This window comes from Streptomyces sp. BK239 (genome assembly GCF_004217285.1).
Taxonomy (GTDB): domain Bacteria; phylum Actinomycetota; class Actinomycetes; order Streptomycetales; family Streptomycetaceae; genus Streptomyces.
The window spans coordinates 140,074-164,998 of the sequence record NZ_SHKS01000004.1 but is presented as its reverse complement, the minus strand read 5'-3'; the positions used below and the strand labels follow the sequence as shown (position 1 = coordinate 164,998).

At 74.2% G+C, this 24,925-nt stretch carries 14 protein-coding genes; 10 read left to right on the top strand and 4 right to left on the bottom strand.

Translation table 11 applies throughout. From position 1 onward, the window contains the following. Positions 1 to 73 precede the first annotated feature (73 nt). Both EV567_RS14245 and EV567_RS14240 read left to right on the top strand, forming a co-directional pair. A complete protein-coding gene (locus tag EV567_RS14245; RefSeq protein ID WP_130439891.1) occupies positions 74 to 934 on the top strand; it encodes a helix-turn-helix transcriptional regulator in 861 nt (286 codons plus the stop codon). A gap of 9 nt (positions 935 to 943) precedes the next feature. Beyond that, entirely contained in the window at positions 944 to 1,186 is a 243-nt protein-coding gene (locus EV567_RS14240) for a DUF397 domain-containing protein (RefSeq protein ID WP_130439889.1), read from the top strand. A gap of 42 nt (positions 1,187 to 1,228) precedes the next feature. Here the strand turns inward: EV567_RS14240 and EV567_RS14235 are convergent, their stop codons facing one another. After that, a complete protein-coding gene (locus EV567_RS14235; RefSeq protein ID WP_130439887.1) occupies positions 1,229 to 2,356 on the bottom strand; it encodes an 8-amino-7-oxononanoate synthase in 1,128 nt (375 codons plus the stop codon). A 148-nt stretch (positions 2,357 to 2,504) separates the two neighbouring features. Here EV567_RS14235 and bioB point away from each other — a divergent pair, with 148 nt between their 5' ends. The 3 genes from bioB to bioD are packed head-to-tail and all read left to right on the top strand — an operon-like array spanning position 2,505 to position 5,771. After that, positions 2,505 to 3,779, top strand: a complete 1,275-nt coding sequence (gene bioB / locus EV567_RS14230; RefSeq protein WP_130439885.1) for a biotin synthase BioB — start codon at positions 2,505 to 2,507, stop codon at positions 3,777 to 3,779. Next, the gene (locus EV567_RS14225; protein WP_130439883.1) at positions 3,772 to 5,052 is read left to right on the top strand and encodes an adenosylmethionine--8-amino-7-oxononanoate transaminase; all 1,281 of its coding nucleotides are present in this window, start codon (positions 3,772 to 3,774) and stop codon (positions 5,050 to 5,052) included. Before bioB ends, EV567_RS14225 begins: the two co-directional genes overlap by 8 nt. Before the next feature lie 2 nt (positions 5,053 to 5,054). Next, on the top strand, positions 5,055 to 5,771 hold the full coding sequence (gene bioD / locus EV567_RS14220; protein WP_130440620.1) for a dethiobiotin synthase: 717 nt from the start codon (positions 5,055 to 5,057) through the stop codon (positions 5,769 to 5,771). Between the two features lie 8 nt (positions 5,772 to 5,779). Here the strand turns inward: bioD and EV567_RS14215 are convergent, their stop codons facing one another. Further along, entirely contained in the window at positions 5,780 to 7,969 is a 2,190-nt protein-coding gene (locus tag EV567_RS14215) for a helix-turn-helix transcriptional regulator (protein ID WP_130439881.1), read from the bottom strand. Between the two features lie 109 nt (positions 7,970 to 8,078). On the opposite strand from EV567_RS14215, the gene EV567_RS14210 reads away from it, so the two are divergent. From EV567_RS14210 to EV567_RS14200, 3 genes are all read left to right on the top strand, one after another. Further along, a complete protein-coding gene (locus EV567_RS14210; RefSeq protein WP_130439879.1) occupies positions 8,079 to 8,765 on the top strand; it encodes a triacylglycerol lipase in 687 nt (228 codons plus the stop codon). A gap of 218 nt (positions 8,766 to 8,983) precedes the next feature. Beyond that, a complete protein-coding gene (locus EV567_RS14205) occupies positions 8,984 to 9,823 on the top strand; it encodes an ABC transporter ATP-binding protein (protein ID WP_242620804.1) in 840 nt (279 codons plus the stop codon). Between the two features lie 3 nt (positions 9,824 to 9,826). Further along, on the top strand, positions 9,827 to 12,394 hold the full coding sequence (locus tag EV567_RS14200; RefSeq protein ID WP_130439877.1) for an ABC transporter permease: 2,568 nt from the start codon (positions 9,827 to 9,829) through the stop codon (positions 12,392 to 12,394). A 39-nt stretch (positions 12,395 to 12,433) separates the two neighbouring features. On the opposite strand, the gene EV567_RS14195 is transcribed toward EV567_RS14200, so the two are convergent. Continuing rightward, positions 12,434 to 14,653, bottom strand: coding sequence for an MMPL family transporter (locus EV567_RS14195; RefSeq protein WP_242620803.1), 2,220 nt, complete (start codon positions 14,651 to 14,653; stop codon positions 12,434 to 12,436). 183 nt (positions 14,654 to 14,836) lie between these two features. Further along, a complete protein-coding gene (locus EV567_RS14190) occupies positions 14,837 to 16,282 on the bottom strand; it encodes an MFS transporter (RefSeq protein WP_130439875.1) in 1,446 nt (481 codons plus the stop codon). Positions 16,283 to 16,533: 251 nt separating this feature from the next. On the opposite strand from EV567_RS14190, the gene EV567_RS14185 reads away from it, so the two are divergent. Both EV567_RS14185 and EV567_RS14180 read left to right on the top strand, forming a co-directional pair. Next, positions 16,534 to 18,294, top strand: coding sequence for a fatty acyl-AMP ligase (locus tag EV567_RS14185; RefSeq protein ID WP_207228772.1), 1,761 nt, complete (start codon positions 16,534 to 16,536; stop codon positions 18,292 to 18,294). Then, positions 18,291 to 24,923, top strand: a complete 6,633-nt coding sequence (locus EV567_RS14180; protein ID WP_130439871.1) for a type I polyketide synthase — start codon at positions 18,291 to 18,293, stop codon at positions 24,921 to 24,923. Before EV567_RS14185 ends, EV567_RS14180 begins: the two co-directional genes overlap by 4 nt. The last annotated feature ends 2 nt before the right edge of the window (positions 24,924 to 24,925 follow it).

Here is a 24,925-nt window from a genome sequence, read left to right as displayed (position 1 = left end):
TCTGTCGCCCGATGCGGTGAACTCTGCTACGGCAGAGCGTATTTGCACGGCACCCAGGAGTGAGGAGCGGTCCATGCAGCACGGTCCCGCGGTGCGCCGCCGGAAACTGGGCGCGGAACTGCGGGCGTTGCGCACCGGGGCCGGCCTCACGAGCGGTGAGGCCGCGCGGCTCGTGGGCTGGCACCAGTCGAAGGTGAGCCGGATCGAGACCGGCTCCAGCGGTGCGAAACCGGCCGATGTGCGCTCACTCCTCGACGCCTACGGCGTGGGCGACCCCCAACTGCGCGAGGTGATGCTCGCGTTGGCCGGCCTGGACGACGGCGCCGGAAGGGACCACTGGTGGCACGCCTACCGGGGTGTCCTGCCGCCCACCTACCGGGACTTCATCAGCCTCGAGTCCCAGGCCCGCGCGATGCGCACACTGGAGACGACCGTGGTCCCGGGCCTGCTCCAGACGGCGGAGTACGCCCGCGCGGTGACCCGGGCCGCCCTGGGGGGAGTCTCGGAGGAGCGTCTGGACACGCTGGTGGAGGTGCGGCTGACCCGGCAGGAGGTGCTGCGGGCCCGTCCGCCGCTGGAGCTGGACGCGGTGCTGGACGAGGCGGTGCTGCGCCGGGAGGTAGGCGGTCCCGAGGTCATGGCGCGGCAGCTGGAGCGGCTGACAGAGGCGGCGCGGCTTCCCCAAGTGAGGCTCCAGGTACTGCCGTTCACTGCCGGGGCGCATATCGGCGTCACCGGCCCTTTCGTCGTCTTCTCATTTTCGAGCACTTCTGATCTTGACGTGGTCGTTCTCGACCACTTGACGAGTACTCTCTATCTCGAGCGGAAAGAAGACCTCCGGGTCTACACGGAGGCCTTCAACGCCCTTCAGGCGAACGCGCTTTCGCCCGAGGACTCCCTGGAATACATCGCCGCGATAGGTGACGGCCTGTAAGGAGGCGCCATGACCGCACTGCCTCGGCACGTACCTTCCAGCACCGAACTCGCCGACCCCCGCTGCCCGGACGGTCTGCGCTGGCTGCGCAGCAGCCACAGCACGGGGGCCAACAACTGCGTGGAGACGGCCCGCCCCCGCTCGGGACCGTGGTCCGGCCTGCTCGCCGTACGCGACTCCAAGGACCCGGACGGTCCCGCCCTGCTGTTCTCCCCCGAGAGCTGGACGGGCTTCACCGCCGCGTTCCGCTGAGTCCTTCCCCTTCTCCCCGGCGCACGGCCGTGTCGCACCGGCTCACGGCCGTGTCCCGTCGATCACCCGTACAGCGCGTTCGATCTGCCGCTCGCTGAGGTCCGCGCGGGCGGTCAGCCTCAGACGTGAGACGCCGTCGGGCACGGAGGGAGGGCGGAAGCAGCCCACGGCCAGGCCGGCCGTCCGGCAGTCGGCCGCCCAGCGCAGAGCCAGCTCCGGGGACGGGGCCCGCACGGAGACGACCGCGGCGTCCGGGCGCACCGCTTCCAGGCCCGCGGCCGTCAGCCGGGCGTGCAGCTCACCCGCGACCGCACGCGCGCGTGCGGCGCGTTCCGGCTCCCGGCGCAGCAGCCGCAGGGCCGCCAGGGCCGCTCCCGCCGCCGCAGGGGCCAGTCCCGTGTCGAAGATGAACGTCCGGGCCGCGTTGACCAGGTGGTCGATCACGCGCGCGGGACCGAGCACCGCCCCGCCCTGACTGCCCAGCGACTTGGACAGCGTCACCGTGACGACCACGTCGTCCGCGCCTGCCAGTCCCGCCGCGTGCGGGGCGCCCCGGCCGCCGTCGCCGAGCACCCCGAGGCCGTGGGCGTCGTCCACGACCAGACCGGCGCCGTGCTCCCGGCACGCGCGCGCGAGGGCGGCCAGCGGGGCCGCGTCGCCGTCGACCGAGAAGACCGTGTCGGAGACGGCCACGGCCGGGCCGTCGTGGGTGCCGAGCGCCTTGCGCACGGCGTCCGGGTCGGCGTGCGCTACGACCTGGGTGACGCCGCGGGCGAGCCGGCAGCCGTCGATGAGCGAGGCGTGGTTGCCCGCGTCGGAGACGATCAGCGAGCCGTGCGGCGCCAGCGCGGTGACCGCGGCCAGGTTGGCGGCGTAGCCGGAGGAGAAGACGAGCGCCGCCTCCGTGCCGCAGAACGCTGCGAGTTCGCGCTCCAGTTCGGTGTGCAGCTCGGTGGTGCCGGTGACGAGCCGGGAGCCGGTGGAGCCGCCGCCCCAGGTCCGGGCGGCACGCGCCGCGCCCTCGGTGACCTCGGGATGGCGGGCCAGCCCCAGGTAGTCGTTGCTCGCGAGGTCGAGCAGCGGGGAGTCGGCCGGCCGGGGGCGCAGGGTGCGTACGAGTCCGGCGCGGCGGCGCGACTCCGACTGCTCGTCGATCCAGCCGAACGCCATGGGTCCTCCGGGTCTTTTGTAGGTAGCGGACAGACACTAGCGGCCCGGCCGGTCACCCATGGTGTGGCAATACCCACACGTCGAAGCGGGTGTGTTGTCCGGTCCCTACCTTGGCCCGGAGCGGTTCGGTAGGACAGGATCGGCTCTCATGGACCTGCTGAACACGCTGGTGGACAAGGGGCTTCGGCGCGAGCTGCCGACCCGCGAGGAAGCGCTGGCCGTGCTGGCCACCTCCGACGACGACCTGCTCGAAGTGGTGGCCGCGGCCGGCAAGGTGCGCCGGCACTGGTTCGGCCGACGGGTGAAGCTCAACTACCTCGTCAACCTGAAGTCGGGGCTGTGCCCCGAGGACTGCTCCTACTGCTCCCAGCGGCTGGGCTCCACGGCCGGGATCCTCAAGTACACCTGGCTCAAGCCCGACGAGGCTTCCGAGGCGGCCGCCGCGGGGCTGGCCGGCGGCGCCAAGCGGGTGTGCCTGGTGGCCTCCGGGCGCGGCCCGACCGACCGGGACGTGGACCGGGTCTCCAAGACGATCCAGGCGATCAAGGAGCAGAACGAGGACGTCGAGGTGTGCGCCTGCCTCGGGCTGCTCTCCGACGGCCAGGCCGAGCGGCTGCGCGAGGCGGGCGCCGACGCCTACAACCACAATCTCAACACCTCCGAGGCCACGTACGGCGAGATCACGAGCACGCACACCTACGCCGACCGGGTGGACACCGTCCGCAAGGCGCACGCGGCGGGCCTGTCGGCGTGCTCCGGTCTGATCGCCGGGATGGGCGAGAGCGACGAGGACCTCGTCGACGTGGTGTTCTCGCTGCGTGAGCTGGACGCGGACTCGGTGCCGGTCAACTTCCTCATCCCGTTCGAGGGCACCCCGCTGGCCAAGGAGTGGCACCTCACCCCGCAGCGCTGTCTGCGCATCCTGGCGATGGCGCGGTTCGTGTGCCCGGACGTCGAGGTGCGCATCGCGGGCGGCCGGGAAGTCCATCTGCGCACGATGCAGCCGCTCGCGCTGCACGTGGCCAACTCGATCTTCCTGGGCGACTACCTGACCAGCGAGGGCCAGGCGGGCAAGGCCGACCTGGAGATGATCGCGGACGCCGGGTTCGAGGTGGAGGGCGCGGGCGAGGTCACGCTGCCCGAGCACCGGGTGGCGGCCGGCGGGGGCGGCGGCTGCGGCTCGCACGCCGACGCCGGGGCCGGGTGCGGATCCGCACAGGGCGCGGGCTGCGGTTCCCACGACGGCGGCGGGTGCGGCTCGCACGAGGGCGGTGGGGTGTGCGGCTCGCACACGGCCACCGAGGAGGGCGAGAGCGCGGGCGTCGCGGGGTCCGCCGGCGCGCCGACGGCCGGCGAGCCCCGTACGGACCTGGTCGCCGTGCGCCGCCGGGGCACCGGGACGGACCTCGCGCCCAATGCCTGAGCTGGGCGTGCCGGAGCTGCTGGACCTCGACCGGCGGCATGTGTGGCATCCCTACGGCCCGATGCCCGGCCGGTCCGAACCGCTCGTCGTGGAGTCGGCGAGCGGGGTCCGGCTGCGGCTCGCGGACGGCTCGGGCGAGCTGGTCGACGGCATGTCGTCCTGGTGGTCGGCGATCCACGGCTACGGCCACCCGGTGCTGGACGCGGCCGCGCGGGAGCAGTTGGCCCGGATGAGCCACGTCATGTTCGGCGGGCTCACCCACGAGCCCGCCGTACGGCTGGCGAAGCTCCTCGTCGACATGACGCCCGACGGTCTCGAACACGTCTTCCTGGCCGACTCGGGCTCGGTGTCGGTCGAGGTCGCGGCGAAGATGTGCCTGCAGTACTGGCGCTCGCTCGGCCGCCCCGGCAAGCAGCGGCTGCTGACCTGGCGCGGCGGCTACCACGGCGACACCTGGCAGCCGATGTCGGTGTGCGACCCCGACGGCGGGATGCACGAGCTGTGGACCGGGGTGCTGCCCCGTCAGGTGTTCGTGGACGCACCGCCCGCGGAGTACGACGAGGCGTACGCGGAGCGGCTGCGCGCCGCGATCGAGCGGCACGCGGACGAGCTGGCCGCGGTGATCGTGGAGCCGGTGGTGCAGGGCGCGGGCGGGATGCGGTTCCACTCCCCCGCGTACCTGCGGGTGCTGCGCGAGGCGTGCGACGCGCACGACGTGCTGCTGGTGTTCGACGAGATCGCGACCGGGTTCGGGCGCACGGGCGCGTTGTTCGCGGCGGAGCACGCGGCGGTGACGCCGGACGTGATGTGCGTGGGCAAGGCTCTGACCGGCGGCTACCTGACGATGGCGGCGACGCTGTGCACGGCCCGGGTGGCCGACGGCATCTCGCGGGGCGAGGTGCCGGTGCTGGCGCACGGGCCGACGTTCATGGGAAACCCGCTGGCCGCGGCCGTCGCCTGCGCCTCGATCGAGCTGCTGCTCGGTCAGGACTGGCTCGCCGAGGTCCGGCGGATCGAGGCGGGGCTGCGCGAGGGGCTGGCGCCGGCCGCCGCGCTTCCCGGTGTGAAGGACGTCCGGGTCCTGGGCGCGATCGGCGTCGTCCAGCTCGACCACGACGTGGACATGAAGGCCGCCACGGACGCGGCCGTGCGCGAGGGCGTGTGGCTGCGGCCGTTCCGCGACCTCGTCTACACGATGCCGCCGTACGTCACCGGTGACGCGGACGTGGCACGGATCGCGCGCGCGGTGTGCGCCGCGGCGCGGGAGGGATGAGCATGCCGATCCTGGTGATCACGGGGACGGGCACGGAGGTCGGCAAGACCGTCACCACGGCCGCCGTGGCCGCGTCCGCCCGGGCGGCGGGCCGGTCGGTGGCCGTCCTGAAGGCCGCCCAGACCGGTGTGGGGCCGCACGAGCGCGGGGACGCCGACGAGGTCGCGCGGCTCGCAGGTCCGGTGACGACGGCTGAACTCGCCCGCTATCCCGACCCGTTGGCGCCGGCGACGGCGGCGCGCCGGGCGGACCGGCCGGCGGTGCGTCCGCAGGCGATCGCCGAGGCCGCCGCCAAGCTGGCCGCCGAGCACGACCTGGTCCTGGTGGAGGGCGCGGGCGGTCTCCTCGTGCGCTTCGACGAGGCGGGCGCGACGCTGGCCGACGCGGCGGAGCTGCTGCGCGCGCCGGTGCTGGTGGTGGCCTCGCCGGGCCTGGGCACGCTGAACACGACCGAGCTGACCTCCCGTGAACTGCGTTCTCGCGGGCTGGAGTTGCTGGGAGTCGTGATCGGCAGTTGGCCCGACTCCCCGGATCTGGCGATGCGGTGCAACGTCACCGACCTCCCGGACGTCGCCGGCGCGCCGCTGCTTGGCGCGCTGCCCGAGGGTGCCGGCTCGCTCACGCCCGCCGACTTCCGTACGCGCGCCCCCGGTTGGCTGGCGGCGCGGCTGGACGGAACCTGGGAGGCGGAGGCGTTCCGCAACCGGGCGCAGGCCTAGGTACGCGCTCAGGCACCCTGTTCGTCCTCCAGCAGGCGGACCAGTTCGATGCGGGAGCGGATGCCCAGCCGGGTGAAGACGCCGCGCAGGTGGTGGTCGATGGTGCGGGGGCTGAGCGCGAGGGAGGTGGCGATCTCGCGGTTGGTGGCCCCGTCGGCCGCCATGCGGGCGACCCGTAGTTGCTGGGCGGTCAGACGGGGCGTCCGGTTCCGCGGCGGGTGCGCGGTGTCGGCGGGGGCGCCGAGGGCGCGCAGTTCGGCGCGGGCCCGTTCGGCGCAGTGCGGGGCGCCGAAGGCCTCGAACGCCTCCCGGGCGCTGTGCAGCCGGTCGCGGGCCTCGGCACGCAGGCGCAGGCGGCGCAGCGCGGCGCCGAACAGCAGTTCCGTGCGGGCCCGTTCCAGGGCTCGGGTGCCCCGGTCGTGGAGGTCGAGGGCGGTGCGGTAGTGCTCGACGGCGCCCGCGCCGGGGGTCAGCAGGGCGTGGCAGCGGGCGCTGAGGGCGAGGTCGTCGGCGCTGCGGACGGCGTGGGCCCAGCGGTCGTAGTCGGCGTGGGCGGCGCGGGCGATCCGGGTGTCCCCGGTGTGGACGGCGGCCTCGACGTAGTGCGGGGTGGCCAGATGGCGGACGGCTCGGTGTCCGTGGCCGGGTCCGAGGCCGGCGAGGGCGCGCAGCCGTGCGGCGGCGGAGTCGAAGCGGCCGAACCCCAGGTCGAGCAGGGCGAGCGCCCATTGGGCGAGGGCGGCGGGCAGCCCCAGGCCGTGTGCGAGGGCGTACGAGCGGGCGGCGGCGGCCCGGTCCCGGCACACGGCGGTGTCGCCGGTGAGCGCGGCGAACATCGCCAGGGCGGCCTGGAGGTGGCAGGCGCCGTTGTCCTGGCCGGTGGCGTAAGCCTGGCGCAGCGCGTCCAGGGCGGCGGCCTCGGCGGCGCGCAGACGGCCGGTCCACAGGTCGGCGTGGGCGCGGAACTCCATGGCCTGGGAGACGAGGGGCGTGAGCCCGCGGGCGCGGGCGGCGCCGGCCGCGCGGACGGTGGCGGTGGCGGCGCGGGTGTGGTCGCCGAGCATCAGGGCGGCGATGCCGGCGTGCAGCAGGAGGGTGGGGTCGCCGCCCGGTCCGCACCGCCCGGCGGTGGCCTCCAGCAGGTCCCGGGCGTCGTCGTAACGTCCGTCGACGGCGGCGGCGAGTGAGCCGAGGACGCCGGGCGGCTCGATGCCGAGCCGGTGGGCGAGGTGGACGGCCTCGCGGCAGCGGCGCAGGTCGCCGGTGTAGACGACGGCTTCGGTGGCGCGGGCGAGAAGGTGGCGGGCGTGTTCGCCGGCCGGGTCCGAGGGGCCGTCGGCGGCCCGTGCGGCCCCTTCGGTGAGCGCGTCGAAGGCGTCGCCCGCGTGCCCCGTCCGCAGGGCGAGGACGCCGTCGAGGGCGGGGGTGCCGGTGCGGGCGGCGAGGAGGCGGGCGCGGTCGCCGTCGCCGGAGTTCCAGGCGTCGGCGGCGGCCCGGGCGAGCAGGCGGGAGCCGGCCTGGGGGTCGGGGGTGAGGTCCGCGGCGCGTTCGGTGAGAACTCCGGACAGGGCGGGTTCACCGGCGGCGCGGGCCCGTGCGGCGGCCGCGGCCAGTTCGGCGGCGAGCCGGGCGCTGGGGCCGAGCGCGGCGGCCGCCCGGTGCCAGGAGCGGCGGGGGGACTCGCCCGCGCCGTGCAGGACGCGGGCGAGCAGTCGGTGGGCGTCGCGCCGGTCGGCCGGTACGGCGGTCTCGTAGGCGGCGATCCGGGTCCAGGGGTCGGCGAATCCGACGCCGCCGGGGGTGGCGTGGGCGAGTCCGGCGGCCTCCGCGGCCTCCAGCGGACGGGTGTCGAGGCGGGCCGCGGCGACGGCGCGCAGGAAGGCGTGGGTGGCGACCGGGTACTGGTCGGCGGCGGCGAGGAGGAGCAGCAGCCGGGTCCCGTCGGGGAGCGCCCGGACGGCGTGGCGGTACGGGGCGAGCAACTCGGGCAGCAGCGCCGCGGGTTCGGGGGGCAGGGGGTCGGAGCCGGTCAGCTGACCGTCCGTCAGGCGGACGGCGAGGGCGGCGGCGGCGCGCGGATCACCGTGCACCGAACGCAGGATCCGCACCCGGACCCCTTCGCGGAGAGCGAGGGCCGGGGGCGGTGGTGGCCAAGTGCGGTCAAGACGTGGGGGGTTCACCGGAGTCACCACACACATCACGTTACCGACGGGTTATTTGAACCGTAAAGACCGGCGACTTCACCGATGCGGCGCGCGTAGACCCGGCCGGACACTCCTGGCTACCCCACACGTTCCAGGAGGCACCATGCAGCGCTCCCGGCGTCGCATCGCCACGGCCCTGTCGGCCCTGGCCGCATCGCTCCTCGTGTCACTCTCCCTCACCGCTCCCCCGGCGCACGCGGCGGCCCGCAACCCCGTCGTCTTCGTGCACGGCTTCAACGGTTCCGGCGGCAGCTGGAACGCATGGGCGGCCTCCTTCAAGGCCGACGGTTACGCGGCATCCGAGCTGGACGCCTGGTCGTACACCTGGTCCCAGTCGAACGCCACCACGGCACGGCAGTTGGCCACCGAGGTCCAGAACGTGCTGGCGCGGACGGGCGCGAGCAAGGTCGACCTCGTGGTGCACTCCATGGGCGCGCTCAGCTCCCGCTACTACCTCAAGAACCTCGGCGGCACCGCGTACGTCGACGACTTCGTCTCCGTCGCCGGCACCAACCACGGCACCTCGGTCGCCTCGCTGTGCGGGTGGCTGTACACCTCGTGCAACGAGATGCGGACCGGCAGTTCGTTCGTCACCGCTCTCAACTCCGGTGACGAGACGCCGGGAAGCGTCTCCTACGCGGCCTACTGGTCGAACTGCGACGCGGCGATAGACCCGGACGACTCGGCGCTGCTGAGCGGAGCGGCCAACGTCGGCGTCGGCTGTGTCTCGCACACCGACATGAACAGCGACCCGGGCGTGTACGCGCGGGTGCGCGCGTTCATCCAGTAGGGGGAGCACGGCGGCGGCCGTGTGCGAGGAGCGCGGCGGACCCACGCGGGCAGAAGTCCCGGCGGGTCCGCCGCGCCCGTGCTGTCACCGGCGGACCGGGGTGCTGAAAGCCGGACCCGAGGCGCGGTGAGCCGGAAAACCGTTCCGGGTGTGGGCCCGGTCACATTAGGCTCGGCCGGACAGGAACGTCGGCACGTCCACGCGAGCGAGGAGGCACCTTGTCCACACCTGCTGCGGAGCACGCCCCCGGTCTGGCCTCGGCCCACGACGTGGCGGCCCGCGCCCGCGGGCTGACCAAGGCCTACGGCTCCGGCGAGACGACCGTGCTCGCCCTGGACTCGGTGGACGTGGACGTCGTGCGCGGCCGCTTCACCGCGGTCATGGGCCCGTCGGGTTCCGGGAAGTCCACGCTGATGCACTGCCTGGCCGGGCTGGACAGCGTCTCGGCCGGTCAGGTGTGGCTGGGCGACACCGAGATCACCGGCCTGAAAGACCGGGAGCTGACCCGGCTGCGCCGGGACCGGATCGGCTTCATGTTCCAGTCGTTCAACCTGATCCCGACACTGAACGCGGCCGAGAACATCACCCTGCCCATGGACATCGCCGGGCAGAAGCCCGACCGGGAGTGGCTGGACCAGGTGATCGACACGCTCGGGCTGCGGGACCGCCTGAGGCACCGGCCGTCCCAGCTGTCCGGCGGTCAGCAGCAGCGCGTGGCCTGCGCGCGGGCGCTCGCCTCCCGTCCCGAGCTGATCTTCGCGGACGAGCCGACCGGCAACCTGGACTCGCGCGCCGGCCTGGAGGTCCTGGCGTTCCTGCGGGAGGCCGTCGACGACCTCGGCCAGACCGTCGTCATGGTCACCCACGACCCGGGCGCCGCCGCCCACTCCGACCTGGTGCTCTTCCTCGCGGACGGGCGGATCGTGGACGAGATGCAGCATCCGAGCGCCGAGGCCGTGCTGGAGCGCATGCGCCTCTTCGCCGGGGGGAACGCCGCCCGCGCCGCTGAGGGGGACGGCGTCGCCGCCCGGGTCGGCGAGCCCGCCGGGGAGGACTGACCCGTGCTCAGAGCGACCCTGCGGAGCTTCCTCGCCCACAAGGGCAGACTGCTCCTGTCCGCGCTCGCGGTGATCCTCTCGGTGGCGTTCGTCGCGGGCAGCCTGATCTTCTCCGACACGGTGACCCGCACCTTCGACCGCCTGTTCGCCTCCACCGCGGCCGACGTGTCCGTCGAGCCGAAGGACGACATCACCTCCTCCGTGCCCACCGGCGCGGTGCGGACCCTGCCCGCCTCGCTCGCCGGCACGGTGGCGAAGGTCCCCGGGGTGGCGTCCGCCCACGCCGACGTGGGCGCGCAGAACATCACCGTCGTGAACAGCCGGAACCAGTCCGTGGGGCCCACGACCGGCGCCTCCACCATCGCCTCCGGCTGGAACGTCACCGACCGCAGCCCCGTGGAGCTGACCTCCGGTCACGCCCCGCAGGGCGCCGGCGAGGCCCTGCTCGACGCGGACACCGCCGACAAGAAGCACGTGCGGATCGGCGACACGCTGACCGTGATGGCGCAGCCCGGCTCGTTCCGGGTCACGGTCGTCGGCATCGCCACGTTCAAGACCACCAACCCGGGCACGGCACTGGTCTTCCTCGACCAGAAGGTCGCCGCGACGGAGCTGCTGGGCTCGCCCGGCCTGGCCACCTCCGTCTCCGTGACAGCGGCGGAAGGGGTCACCGACGAGCAGCTGAAGACACGGGTGGCCGCCGCGGTCGGCGCGGGCCCCTACGACGTGAAGACCGCGGACGAGCAGGCGAAGTCGGCGGCGGAGAATCTCGGCGGGTTCCTCGACGTCGTCAAGTACGTGATGCTGGGATTCGCCGGCATCGCCGTGCTCGTGGGCGTGTTCCTGATCGTCAACACCTTCTCGATGCTGATCGCCCAGCGCACCCGTGAACTGGGGCTGCTGCGCGCCCTGGGCGCCGACCGGCGCCAGGTGCGGCGCTCGGTGCTCACCGAGGCTGTGCTGCTCGGCCTGGTCGGCTCGACGCTGGGCCTGGCGGCGGGCATCGGCCTCGCGGCCGGCCTGATCCGGCTCATGGGCACGCTCGGCATGAACCTGAAGACGACGGAGATGGTCGTCGGGTGGGTGACCCCGGTGACGGCGTACGTCGTCGGCGTCGGCGTCACCTTCGTCGCGGCCTACCTGCCCGCGCGTCGCGCGGCGGGCGTGTCGCCGATGGCGGCGCTGTCGGACGCGGACGTCGCGGGCGTCGGCCGGCCGCTGAGGACGCGGGCGGTGGTCGGGGCGGTCGTCGGCGCGCTCGGCGCGGCCGCGCTCGCCGGCTGCGCGACCGCGTCCCGGACGGCGACCTCGGCGTCCCTGCTGGGCCTCGGCGTCGTCCTCACGCTGATCGCGACCGTCATCGCCGGACCGCTGCTGGTGCGGCCGGTGATCCGGGTGCTCGGCGCGGCCTTCCCCGCTCTGTTCGGCTCGATCGGCCGGATGAGCCAGCGCAACGCCCTGCGCAACCCGCGCCGCACGGGCGCCACCGCGGCCGCGCTCATGGTGGGCCTCGCCCTGGTGGGCGGCATGTCGGTGGCGAGCGCCTCGATGTCGAAGTCCTTCGACGAGCAGATCGACAAGACCCTGGGCGCCGACTTCGTCGTCCAGAACGCCAACTTCACGCCGTTCCCGCAGGAGGTCACCGACAAGGTCCGCGCGACCGACGGGGTCGGTCTCGTCGTACGGCAGCGGTTCGCGCCGCTCGCCGTGCGGCTGCCCGACGGCAAGCGGGTGGAGACCACGGCCGCCGGGTACGACGACCGTGTCGACGACGTCGCCCATGTGACGTACGCGGCGGGTAGCGCGGCGGCGGCGCTTGCCGACGGGGCGATGGGCATGGACGTGGACTTCGCGGAGAATCACGGGGTGCGCCTCGGCAGCGTGCTGCCGGTGTGGTTCCCCGGCGGGCGGACGGCCTCGCTGCGGGTCGGCGCGCTGACCGACCAGGACGCCGCCGAGGGCTACGGCATGCAGGGCGGCCTTTTCGTCGGCATCGCGACCGTGGAGAAGTACGTGCCGGGCGGTCAGGACTCCGCGCTGTACGTCAACGCGGCCGACGGCACGGACGCCGACGCGCTGCGGCCCCGGCTGGAGCGGACGCTCGACGCGTATCCGCAGGTGCAGGTGCGCGACCAGGCCGACTACAAGGACCTGGTGCACGACCAGATCGTCGTGCTGCTGTACCTGGTGTACGCGCTGCTCGGGCTGGCGATCGTCATCGCGGTGCTCGGGGTGGTCAACACGCTGGCGCTGTCGGTGGTGGAGCGGACCCGGGAGATCGGGCTGCTGCGGGCGATCGGGCTGTCCCGGCGTCAGCTGCGCCGGATGATCAGGCTGGAGTCGGTGGTGATCGCCGTGTTCGGCGCGGTGCTGGGGCTGGGGCTGGGGCTCGTGTGGGGTCTGTGCACGCAGCGGGTGCTTGCCCTGCAGGGGATGAAGGCGCTGGCGGTCCCGTGGGGCACGATCGTCGCGGTCGTCGTCGGTTCGGCGGTCGTGGGCGTGGTGGCGGCGCTGCTGCCGGCGCTGCGGGCGTCCCGGATGAACGTGCTGGCGGCGATCGCGCACGAGTGACCGACGGTGACCGGGGCGGTCGGCGTGCCGCCGCCCCGGTCACCGTCTCGCGGGCTCGCCGGGCCGGTGTTCCTCGGCGCCGGGCCCGGCCGCCCCGGGGGCGGGGGCGTTCCCGCCCTCGACGTCGATGCGGGGCAGGATCCGGTCGAGCCGGCGGGGCAGCCACCAGGCCCGGTCGCCGAGGAGGGCCAGGGCCGCGGGCACCAGGGTCATCCGGACGAGGAAGGCGTCGACCATGACGCCGAAGGCCAGCGCGAACGCGATCGGCATGATGTCGACGGCGTGCGAGAAGAGGAAGCTGACGAACACCGAGATCATGATGACGGCCGCCGAGGTCACCACCCGGGCCGAGGTGCGCGCCCCCGCCGTGATCGCCGCGCGGGCGTCGCGGTGGCGGACGTAGTCCTCGCGTACGGCGGACACCAGGAAGACCTCGTAGTCCATGGAGAGGCCGAAGAGGACGGCCATGACGATGATGGGCACGAAACCGGCCACCGGGCCCTGACTGGGCACGCCGAGCGGGCCGGCCAGCCAGCCCCACTGGAAGACGGCGACGGTCGCGCCGAAGGCGGCGCCGATGGACAGCAGGAAGCCCAGAGTCGCCTTGAGGGGGATCGCGACCGACCGGAACGCCACCAGCAGGAGCAGCAGGGAGAGGCCGATCACGACGACGGCGAAGGGCGCCAGCGCGCCGCCGAGCCGGGCTGAGACGTCGACGCTGACGGCGGTCTGTCCGGTCACCGCCACGTAGGTGTGGTGCGCGTCGCCGACGGACCGGGTCGTTTCCCGCAGCCGGGAGACCAGGCCGGCGGTCTCCTGGGTGCGGGGTCCCGTGCCGGGGACGACCTGGACCCGGGCCGCCTTCCCGTCCCCGGCCACCTCGACGCCGCTGACGTGGGCGATGTTCTCGACGCCGGCCAGCTCGTCCACGACGTCGGCGGCCGCGGCCCGGACGGTCTCCGGGTCGGCGTCCTCGACGACGACGACCAGCGGGCCGTTCGCGCCTGGCCCGAAGGCGTGGGCGATCATGTCGTAGGCCTGACGGCCGGAGGTGCTGACGGCCTGGGAGCCCTCGTCGTTGAGGGCGAGTTCGAGCCGGACGGAGGGAATCGCGATGGCGACGAGGACGGCCGTGCCCAGGATCAGGGTGCGCAGGGGGTGGCGCAGCACTCCCTCGGTCCAGCGCACCCCGAGGGCGGGCTCGCCGTCCGTGCGGCCGGCCCGGAGAGCCAGGCGGGCGGCGCGTGATCCGGGCCGGGGGACGAGCCTGCGGCCTGCCATGCCCATCAGCGCGGGCAGCAGGGCGAGCGCCACGACGACGGCGACCGCGACGGACCCGGCGGACGCGAGGCCCATCGAGGTCAGCATCGGGACGCCCGCGACGCACAGTCCCGCCAGCGCGATGACGACGGTGACCCCGGCGAAGACGACGGCGCTGCCCGCGGTCGCGGTGGCCCGGGCGACGGATTCCCGGACGGGCACGCCGGCGGCGAGCTGGGCACGGTGGCGGGAGACGATGAGCAGGGCGTAGTCGATGCCGACGGCCAGGCCCAGCATGACGGCCAGGGTCGGGGCGTTGTCGGCGATGTCGAACACCGACGCCAGTCCGGTCAGGGCGACCATCGTGCCGAGGACGCCGAGGACGGCGGTGATCAGCGGCAGACCGGCGGCGAGCAGCGAACCGAACGTGATCACCAGAGCGGCCAGTGCCACCGCCAGGCCGACCGTCTCGGTGGGGCCGAAGGGCGAGCTGTGCGGGGCGTAGGCCTCGCCGCCGTACGCGGTCACGAAGCCTGCCCTGCGGGCCTCGGCCCCGGCGTCCTCGACGGCCCGCAGCGTCGCGCCGGGCACCTGGCCGTCCCGCTCGGCGAAGAGGACCTGGGCGACCGCGGTGCGCGCGTCGCCGGAGACCTGGCCGTTGGTGGCCGGGTCGCCGACCCGGATCACGCCTTCCACGCGGGCGGCCGCGTCGAGGGCGGAGGCCAGGGACTTGCGCAGGCCGGGCTCGGTCACCCGGTGGCCGGGCGGAGCCTGGAAGACGATGCGCCCGGACGTGCCGGCGGGCGCCGGCCAGTGCCGCTCCATCCGGGTCAGCGCCTCCTGGGTCGGGGAGCCGGGGATGGAGTCGCCGGCCTGGAACGCGCCGGCGAAGGAGACGCCCAGGGCGGCCACGGCGCACATAACGAGGAGCCAGCCGGTCAGCATCGTTCGCCACCGCCGGGCGCCGAAGGCGCCCAGCCGGTGCAGGAGCGTGGCCATACCTGTTCCTTCCGTCAGGAGAGGGGCGGGACATGGCTGTGCCGCGAGAAGGCGAGGGCGGCCGTGGGCCGGCCCGGCTCCCGCCGGTGCGCAGGTTCCTTCCCAGTCTGTGCGTGCGAGGTGCACCGGCAAGTCACGGCAGGCCACCGGGGTGAACGGGTGACGCCGTCGGCGCGCCGGCCGTCACCGTCCCTGTTCCGAGGGGTACGGGGACGCCTCCCTGCCGCCCTCCGGGGTGTCCTCGCCCTGCCGCAGCGCCCACAGCGCGACGGGGGCGCCGGCCCCGACCAGCGCGGCCGCCATGCAGAGCCCGATCTTGTAGCCGGAGAGGAAGGCCTCCGTCTCACCGGCTCCCGCGGCGACGGCGCTCTGTTCCACGAACGACACGACGGCGCCCACGAGGGCGATCCCGACGACTCCGGAGGCCTCCCGGATGGCGCTGAACAATCCGGCGGCGATACCGGAAAGGTGGCCGGGCGAGGATTCCAGGGCGCGGGTGGTGAGCGGAACGGCGAGCGCGGAGCCGAAGCCGACGACGGAAAGCCCGGGCAGGACGTGGACGACGGTTCCTCCCAGGCTTCCCAGCGCGATCAGCAGCAATCCGGAGCCGACCAGGAGAAGGCCCGCGGCGGACACCCTGCCGGCCCCCCAGCGGTTCGCGATCCGGCCGATGAAAGGGGCGGTGGCGAGTACGGAAAGAGCCAGCGGGACAAAGGCGAGACCGGCCGATGTCGGGGTGAGTCCGAGGCCGTTCTGGAGGAATTGCGATGTGAAGAAATAAACTCCGCTGACACTCAGTCCGCCCAGCAGTTGGGTGATGACTCCGCCGAGGTAGGGGCGTTGCCGGAAGAGAAGCCGCAGCGCCGCGTTCCTGCGGAGCGTCAGTTCGTACGACAGGCCGACGGCCGAGGCCGCGAACACGGTTCCCGAGACGACGACGGGAACGCCGGTGAACCCGTACGCGGCTCCTTCGATCAGCCAGTGGGCGAGGGCCGCCAGCGCGCAGCAGGCCAGTGCGACGACGCGCAGGGACAGCGTGACCGTCGGCGCGGACGGGGAGCGGCCGAAGGGGGTGCGCCGGGGGACGGCGCAGCCGAAGAGGAGGCTGACGCAGCCGAGCGGCACGTTCATCGCGAACACCGATTCCCAGCCCAGGTGTTGGGTCATCACACCGGAGACGACGGGTCCGCAGGCCAGCGCCGCGGCCAGCGTGGCGGTCATGGCGCTGAAGGCGACGTTGCGCGAGCGGGCGGGGAGGTCCTGCGCCATGACGGCCAGCGACGCCGGCAGGATCAGCGCGGCGCCGGCGCCCTGGAGCCCCCGCAGGGCGATCAGCACCTCCCCCGAGGCGGCCACCGTGCCGCCCGCCGAGGACACGCTGAAGAGGGCGACGCCCGACAGGAGCGTCGTGCGCCGCCCGACGATGTCGGCCAGGTGTCCGCCCAGCAGGAGAAAGCTTGCGAGCGTGAGCGGATAGACAGCCGCGACCCATTTCAAGTCGGCGTCGCTCAAGACGAGTTCGGCTTGAATTGCGGGCAGTGCCACATTGACGATGGTGTTGTCCAGGGCCGTCATGAACGACGGCAGGAGAACGGCCACGAGAAGGGCGATGACACGCGGTCGGCTCACGATACCTGCCTCGTGCGACGGTGGAAGGAAGCGGAAAGGAGAGCCGCGTTCTCAAATCCCCTCCTGCATACGCCGCACCCCGAGCATATCGAGGGCGACTCGCGGGTATTCCGCCGACCTTTTCGGCCCGCGGTTCGCCTCGGCGTGTCACTGGATGCCCGGCATCCCTCCGTGTTTGGCTGTTCCTTCACCACTGCCAGGAGTCAGCCCCCTTCCTCAGACAAAGGTTCGGTGACTTAGTGCTGGAAACCGTGAGAGACACGATCAGTCACTATCTCGCTCAAGCCGCGGCACGCACACCCGACGAAACGGCGTTCACCTTCGTGGACTTCGCCGGCGACCGCGGGGGCGTCCCCTCCAGCCTGACGTGGGGCGAGCTGGAGCGGCGGGTGGACGCGCTCGCGAGCGCACTGCGCCGCGCCGGCGCGGTGGGCGAACGGGTCGCCGTCGTGGCGCCGCAGAACCTGGACTACGTCGTCGGCTTCCTCGCAGCCGCGTGCTCCGGCGCGATCGCCGTGCCGCTCTTCACGCCGGACCTGCCCGGCCACGCGGCGAAGCTGGGCGCCGTCCTCGCCGACGCCGACCCGGTGCTCGCCCTCACCAGCCCGGACTCGCTCCCGACCGTCGAGAAGTTCTGCGCCAACCAGGACGGGCTGCGCGTACGTGTGGCCACCGAGCGGGACTTGGTCTCGGAGCCGGCGCCCGGGGGCCCGGCGGCGGGCGGGGAGATCGCCCCTGTCCGGCCCGGGGACTGCGCCTACCTGCAGTACACCTCGGGCTCCACGCGCGTGCCGTCCGGCGTGGAGATCACCCACGCCAACGTATGCGCCAACGCCCGCCAGGCTCTTGAGGCTTACGGCATCCGCCCGGGCCACAACCGCACCGTCGGCTGGCTGCCGCTCTACCACGACATGGGGCTCGTGCTGGCAGTGGTGCTCCCCCTCGTCGGGCATGTCCCGTCCGTGCTGATGGACCCGCTGGCCTTCGTCCAACAGCCCGTCCGCTGGCTGCGGTTGCTCACCGCGCACCAGGGCGCGATCACCGCCGCCCCCAACTTCGCCTACGACTACTGCGCGCGCCGCGTCACCGACGAGGAGCGCGGCGAGCTGTCGCTGGGTTCCGTCGCCGCCATGGTCAACGGCAGCGAACCGATCTCCGAGCAGACGCTCCACCGGTTCCAGCAGGCCTTCGCCCCGGCCGGCGCGCTCCCCACGGCGATGCGCCCGTCGTACGGGCTCGCCGAGGCGACCGTCTTCGTCTCCGCCTCACCGGCGGGCGAGGAGCCCACCGTCACCCCCTTCGACCGGGACGCGCTCGCGGCCGGCGTCGCACGCGTCGCCGAGGGCCCGGGGGCCGTGACCCGCCTGGTCGGCTGCGGCCTGCCCACCGGCCAGGAGGCGGCCGTCGTCGACCCGGTCACGCACGTCCGTCTGGAGGACGGGCACGTGGGCGAGATCTGGCTGCGCGGCCCCAACATCGGGCGCGGCTACTGGGGCCGCCCGGAGCAGAGCGAGGCCACGTTCCGCGCCGCCCTCCACGGCGACCCGGACGACGGGACGCGGGGGTGGCTGCGCACGGGCGACCTGGGGCTGCGCCACCGCGGCCAGCTCTACGTCACCGGGCGCATCAAGGACCTCGTGATCATCGACGGCAGCAACCACTACCCGCAGGACATCGAGCAGACCGTCGAGAGCGCCCACCCGGCCGTGCGCCGCCATCACACCGCGGCGTTCTCCGTCCTCACCGACGACGGGGAGCGCCTGGTCGTCGTCGCCGAGCACGCGCGCGACCTGGCGGACGCCGACGGCGTCCGGGAGGAGGCGGCACGGGCCGTGCGCGCGGCGGTCTCCACCGGCCACGGCGTCGCCGTCCACGACTTCGTCCTGGCCCCGCCCGGCACCGTGCCCCACACCACGAGCGGAAAGGTCGCCCGCGGGGCCTGCCGCGAGCACTACCTCCAGGGCGCCTGGAGCGACGACACCCGAGCACAGAGGGAGACCGGCACCGCATGAAGCGACCAGGCGGAGACCAGGAGCCCGTGGAGGACGTCCGGACCAGCCCCGTCACGCCAGACGCCCGCTCCGGGCCGGGTTCCGAGGCGCTGCGGGCGGTACTGGTGCGGCTGGTGTCGAACCTCTGCGGCATCTCCCCGGAACAACTGGACGACGCCCGCCCTCTGGCGGAGTACGGCCTGACCTCCCGCGACGCCGTCGGGCTGACCGGTGAGCTGGAGAAGGTGCTCGACCGGCCGCTGTCCGCCACCCTGTTGTGGGAGAACCCCACCCTCGCCCAGCTGGTCGGCGCGCTGACGGACGACGAGGACGCCCGCGCGGCCGGCGCGGAGCACGCCCGCGCCTCCGCCGACGCGGGTGCGGGTGCGGGAGCAGCCGCCTCCGACGCCGACGACGAGGACGCCGTCGCCGTCGTCGGCATCGGATGCCGGCTGCCGGAGAACGTGCGGGGCCCCGACGCCTTCTGGGAGCGGCTCCTGGCGGGAGCGGACCTGGTCGGCCAGGTCCCCGAGGGGCGGTGGCGCGACTTCGCCGGCACCGCCTCCGACGTCACCGCGCTGATGGAGGCCACCACCCGCTGGGGAGCCTTCCTCGACGACGTCGCGGGGTTCGACGCGAAGTTCTTCGGCATCGCCCCTCACGAGGCCGAGGTCATGGACCCCCAGCAACGGCTGCTGCTCGAGGTGGCCTGCGAGGCGCTGGACCACGCGGGAACGCCCGCCCACTCCCTCAGGGCCACCTCCACCGGCGTCTTCGTCGGCCTCAGCGCCCTGGAGTACGGGCAGCTGACGACCTCGGACCCGGCGCGTCTGACGCCGTGGACGAGCACCGGGGCCGCCGGCAGCATCGTCGCCAACCGGGTCTCGTACTCGCTCGACCTGCGCGGCCCGAGCATCACCGTCGACTCGGCCTGCTCGTCGTCCCTCGTGGCCGTGCACCTGGCCTGTCGCAGCCTGCGCGGCCGGGAGTGCGACACCGCGCTGGCCGCGGGCGTCAACGTGCTGCTGTCCCCGGCGGTCACCGCGTCCTTCCAGCAGGCCGGCGCGCTGGCCGGGGACGGCCGGTGCAAGCCGTTCGACGCCTCGGCGGACGGGATCACCCGCGGTGAGGGCTGCGGTGTGGTCGTGCTCAAGCGGCTCGCCGACGCCCGGCGCGACGGCGACTTGGTGGTGGCCGTGATCAGGGGCACCGCGGTCAACCAGGACGGCCGCTCGGCGGGGCTCATGGCGCCCAACCCGGCCGCCCAGGAAGCCCTGTTGCGCGACGCGCTGCGGGACGCGCGGCTCGACGGCGCGGACCTCGACTACGTCGAGGCGCACGGGACGGGCACGCTGCTGGGGGACCCCATCGAGGCGACGGCTCTCGGAGCGGTCGTCGGAGCCGGGCGGCCGGCCGACCGTCCGCTGCTCCTCGGGTCGGTCAAGAGCAACCTGGGCCATCTGGAGGGCGCCGCCGGCATCATGGGGCTGATCAAGACCGCCCTGGCCCTGCGGCACGGCCGCATTCCGGCCGGCCTGCACTTCCGCACGCCCAACCCGCACATCGACTTCGCCGAGCTGGGCCTTCGGGTGGTCACCGAGCCGACCGAGTGGCCCACCGCCGGACAGCGGCCCGCACGGGCCGGCGTGTCCGCCTTCGGCTTCGGCGGCACCAACGCCCATGTCGTCCTGGAGCAGGCGCCGCCCGCCCCGGGGGCCGCGCGGACGCCCGCCGACGAGGAGGACGCCGGGCGCCCGCACGTCCTGGTGGTGTCCGCCCGGTCCGCCGACCGGCTCCCCGACGTGGCCGCGAGTCTGGCGCGGTGGGTGGCGGCCGACGGCGCGCCCGCCCTCACCGACCTCGCCCACACGCTCGCCACCCACCGCCGGGGCCCGTCCTGTGCCGCGGTCGTCGCGCGGGACCGCCGCGAGGCGGCCGACAGGCTCGCCGCGCTGGCCCGGGGCGAAACGGTCCCCGGAGTGGTCGCCGCATGCGCCGACAGCGCGGCGGCGCAGCCGTCCACACCGCGCCGGCCGGTGTTCGTGTTCTCCGGATACGGCTCGCAGTGGGAGGGCATGGGACGACGGCTGCTGGCCGAGGACTCCCTGTTCGCCGCCGAGGTGACCGCCCTCGACCCGGTGTTCCTCGCGGAGACCGGCTCCACGCTGACCGACCTGCTCACGACCCCGCACGACGGGACGGTCGACCGGGTCCAGCCGATGCTCTACGGCATGCAGCTGGCCCTGGCGCGGACCATGCGGGCCCACGGTGTGGTCCCCGCCGCCGTCATCGGCCACTCGATGGGCGAGGTCGCCGCCGCCGTGGTCGCCGGAGCGCTCGACGCCGAGGACGGACTGCGCGTCATCGTCCGCCGGTCCGCCCTCCTCGCCACCATCGACGCCGGCGCGATGGCCGCGATCGAGCTGCCCGCGCCGACCCGGGCCGACGTCCTCAGCCGGTTTCCCGGCGTCGAGGTCGCCGTCCACTCCTCTCCGCAGCGCTGCACGGTGGCCGGACCGGCCGACGCCGTGCGCGACCTGGTGGACGAGCTGACCGAGCAGGGCCACCTCGCCCGGCTGCTGGAGGTCGGCGGAGCCGGACACTCCGCCGAGGTCGACCCCGTCCTGCCGCCCCTGCGCGAGGACCTGGCCGGACTGCGCCCGCGCACCCCCGCCACGCCGTGGTACAGCACCGCTCTCGACGATCCCCGGACGGACATCACGGCCGACGCGGAGTACTGGTGCGCCAACGTCCGCCGCCCGGTCCGGCTGCAACAGGCGGTGGCCGCCGCCGCCGAGGACGGCCACGGCCTCTTCCTGGAGATCTCACCCCACCCCATCGCCGTCGTCCCGCTCGCCGAGACCCTCGACGCGATCCCGGCGGGGGGCCAGGCCCTGGTCGTCGCGACCATGCACAAGAACACCGACGACACCGTCGAGCTGCGTGCGGCGCTGACCCGGCTGCACTTCGCCGGCGTCAGGCTCGACACGGGCCTGTGGCCGGCCGGGGCGCGCACCTCGCTGCCCACACCGCCCTGGCGGCACGAACGGTTCTGGTTCGCCCGTGCGGTCCGCTCCGAAGAGGTCGTGGGGCATCCGCTGCTGGGGGTGCGCACCGACGACCCGAGGAGCGGCGCCGCGCTGTGGCAGGCGGACGTCGGCACCCGCCGGCACGGCCAGCGGGGCACGGTCCACGACAGAGCGGTCCTGACCCTGGCGGACGCGGCGGAACTGATGATCGAGGCCGGTCTGGACCTGTGGGCCCGGGAGGGCATCACCCGGCTGGGCGTCGAGGACCTGCGGATCCACCAGTGGCTCGCCCTCTCCGACAGCACTCCGGTGACCCTCGTCTGGGAGCCCGCGACCGGTACGGAGGGGGCCATCTCCCTGCACGCCCGCGGCGCCGGCCCCACCTGGAGCTGTCACGCCTCGGCCCGCGTCACCCGTGACGGCGCCGCCGAGGGGCGGCACCGCCCGCACGCGGAACGGGAACCGGTCCTCGTCGAGCACTTCGCCCTGAGGGACGTACAGCATCCGCACCGGCCGTCCTACGCCCAGCTGCTGACCGCCATGCTCGAAGCGGCGCGCTCCGCGGACACGGAAGCCGGCGTCCCGGTCGGCGTGGCGTCCCTGCACGTCAAGGGGCCCGGCGTCTTCGACACCGCGTACGACATCCGCTGCACCCCCGCGGACGGCGACGACGCGGCGGAGCCCGCCGTCAGCCACTGGGACCTCACCGCCCGGGGCGACACCAGCGAGATCGTCGCCCGGCAGGTCAGGCTGCGTCCCGTGGAGCGGCACGAGGTGCCCCGGCCGCTGGAGACGAGCGCCTACGACGTCCAGTGGGAGAAGTCCACCGCTCCCCTGCCGCTGGGCCGACCGCAGCGTGTCCTGCTCGTCAGCGACGAACCGGACGCCGCGAGCGGCGTCACCGGCTCGCTCGCGTCGGCCCTGGAGGCCAAGGGCGCCGCCCTCACCGTGGCCGACGCCCGCGACGACGCCGTCGACGGCGCGCTCGGCGCCTGGCTGGAGGCGGCGGAGGACGGCCCGAGCGCCGTCGTGCTGTTCTTCCCGCAGTGCGACCGCGACGACGACATCCGGCCGCTGCGCACGGCGGCCCGGCTGGCCCGCCGCCTGGCCGCCGACACGCGCCGGCAGCCGCCACGACTGTGGATGGCCACGGTGCTGGCGCAGTCGACGGGGCCCGGCGAAGCGGGCACGCCGCACCTGGCCTGTCTGCGCGGCCTCGTCCGCGTGCTGGCGCTCGAACAGCCGCAGCTGAGGGCGTCCTCGGTGGACGTCGACCGGCAGACCGGCGCGGTCGACGATCTGGTGGAGGAGCTCCTCGCCGACGGGGAGGCCGACGAGATCGCCTGGCGGACCGGCACCCGGCTCACCGCCCGGCTCGCCCGTGCCGACCTCACCCCCCGGCGCGGCGACGAGGTGGTCTTCACCCGTCCCGACGGCGCCTACGTCGTCACCGGCGGCCTGACCGGGCTGGGGCTCGCGACCGCGGCCCGGCTCGCCGAACAGGGAGCGGGCCGCGTGGTCCTCAACGGACGCCGGGACCCCGGCCCCGAGGCCCTGGAGGCGCTGGCCGGGTGGGAGGCCCGGGGCACGTCCGTCGCCGTGGTCCAGGGGGACATCGCGGAACCCGGCGTGGCCGAGGCCCTGGTGAGCGCGGCCGTCGCCGACGGCCACACGCTGCGCGGTGTCGCGCACTGCGCCGGCGTCCTGCACGACCGGGTGATCACCGACCTCGAACCGGGCGACATCGACACGGTGCTGCGGCCCAAGGCCGTCGGGGCCCGCAACCTGGAGGCGGCGATCGCCGACCACGACCTGGACTGGTGGGTGAACTACAGCTCCGCCGCCGCGCTGCTCGGCTCACCGGGGCAGTCGGCCTACGCGGCCGCCAACGCCTGGCTCGACGCCCTCGCCCACCGCCGCCGGGCCGTCGGCCTGCCGGCGACCTCCATCGCCTGGGGCCCCTGGGAGAACGTCGCGTCGACGGCCGGGAACCCTGCGCTGGCCCTGGAGCCCATCCGGCTGGGCGAAGGCATGGACGCCCTCCAGTCGCTCGTCGTCCTCGACCGCACGCACGTCGGGGTCGTGCACCTCGACGCGGACCGCGTGCTGGCGGCGTTCCCCGGCCTGTCGGCCATTCCCTTCTTCACCGACGTCCTGGAGGACGACTCGGTCGTCGTCGACGACTGGATCGGCCCGGACGGCATCGCGGCGCTCGGCGGCTCCGCCCCGGACGCGGTGTACGCCCGCCTGGTCCGGCGGACGGCCGGCATCATGGGCTTCAGCGTTCACGAGCTGAGCGAGACGGCCCCGTTGACCGAGCTGGGGCTGGACTCCCTGATGGCGGTGCGCATCCGCAACGCCGTCCGCCAGGACTTCGGCGTCGACCTGCCCGCCCCGCAGCTGCTCCGCGGCGCCTGCCTCCGGGAGCTCGGCTCCGCCGTGCTGGAGCGGCTCGGACTGGACCCCGCGGCGCCCCTGGCCGCCTCCACGCCGGACAGCGTGCGACAGGCGCAGTCGCCCCCGCCCTCCCTGCCGACCTCCCTCGGCGCGAGGGACGCGGCGGAGCGGCTGGTGGCGAGCGCGTGGGCGGAGGTCCTCGGACGCGGGCCGAAGGACATCCGCGAGGACTTCACCGCCGCCGGCGGGGACCTGGCCGCCGCCTCGGCCATGGCGGACGTCATCAGCCGGCGGCTCGGCGACGATCCGCAGCTGGCGCTGACGGCCGACGCCGTCCTCGCCCACCGCACGGTCGTGGCCGTCGCCGAACTGATCCGGCCCGTGGTCAACCGGACCGGCGCCTCCGCGGTCACCACCCTGCGCCCGGCGCCCGCGGGATCGCCGCGCCCCCCGCTGTTCACGTTCCACCCGGCGGGCGGGCCGACCTCGGTGTACCTGCCTCTGACGCAGCTGCTGCCGGCCGGGCTGCCCGTGTACGGGCTGGAACGCGTCGACGAGCTGAGCACCATGGAGGACAAGGCGGCCCACTACCGCACGCTCATCCGCGGCATCCAGCCGGACGGCCCGTACCACCTGCTCGGCTGGTCCTTCGGCGGCTGCCTCGCCTACGAGGTGGCCCGTCAGCTGAAGGAGGAGGGGCAGGGCGTCGGGTTCCTCGGCCTGATCGACACCATCCTGCCCGCCGCCCTGCAGCAGCGGGAGTCGCCGGAGTTCCTGCTCGAACGGTTCGGCCGCTTCGCCGAGTACATCGAGCAGACGTACGGCCACCGTCTGGAGCTTCCCTACGAGAAGCTGGCGGGCACCCCGGACGAGCAGCAGATCGAGGTGATCATGCGGCTCGTCGCGGAGGCCGGTCTGGAGATGAGCCCGGGGATCATGGAGCACCAGCGGACCTCGTACGTCGACGCCCGCGTCGGCGAACGGTACGTCCCCCGTCCTCACGACGGTCATGTGGTGCTCTACCGGGCGCAGCAGCCGCAGCGGCTGACCACGGCTCTGGACCCGCGCTATCTGCGGCAGGACGCCGACCTCGGGTGGGCGCCCCTGTGCCCGTCTCTGGAGATCGTTCCCGTAGGCGGCGACCATCTGTCCGTCATCGACCCGCCCCATGTCGAGACCATCGCGGAGCACCTGACCCGTGCTCTGGGGCTGTCCGCCCGGTGATC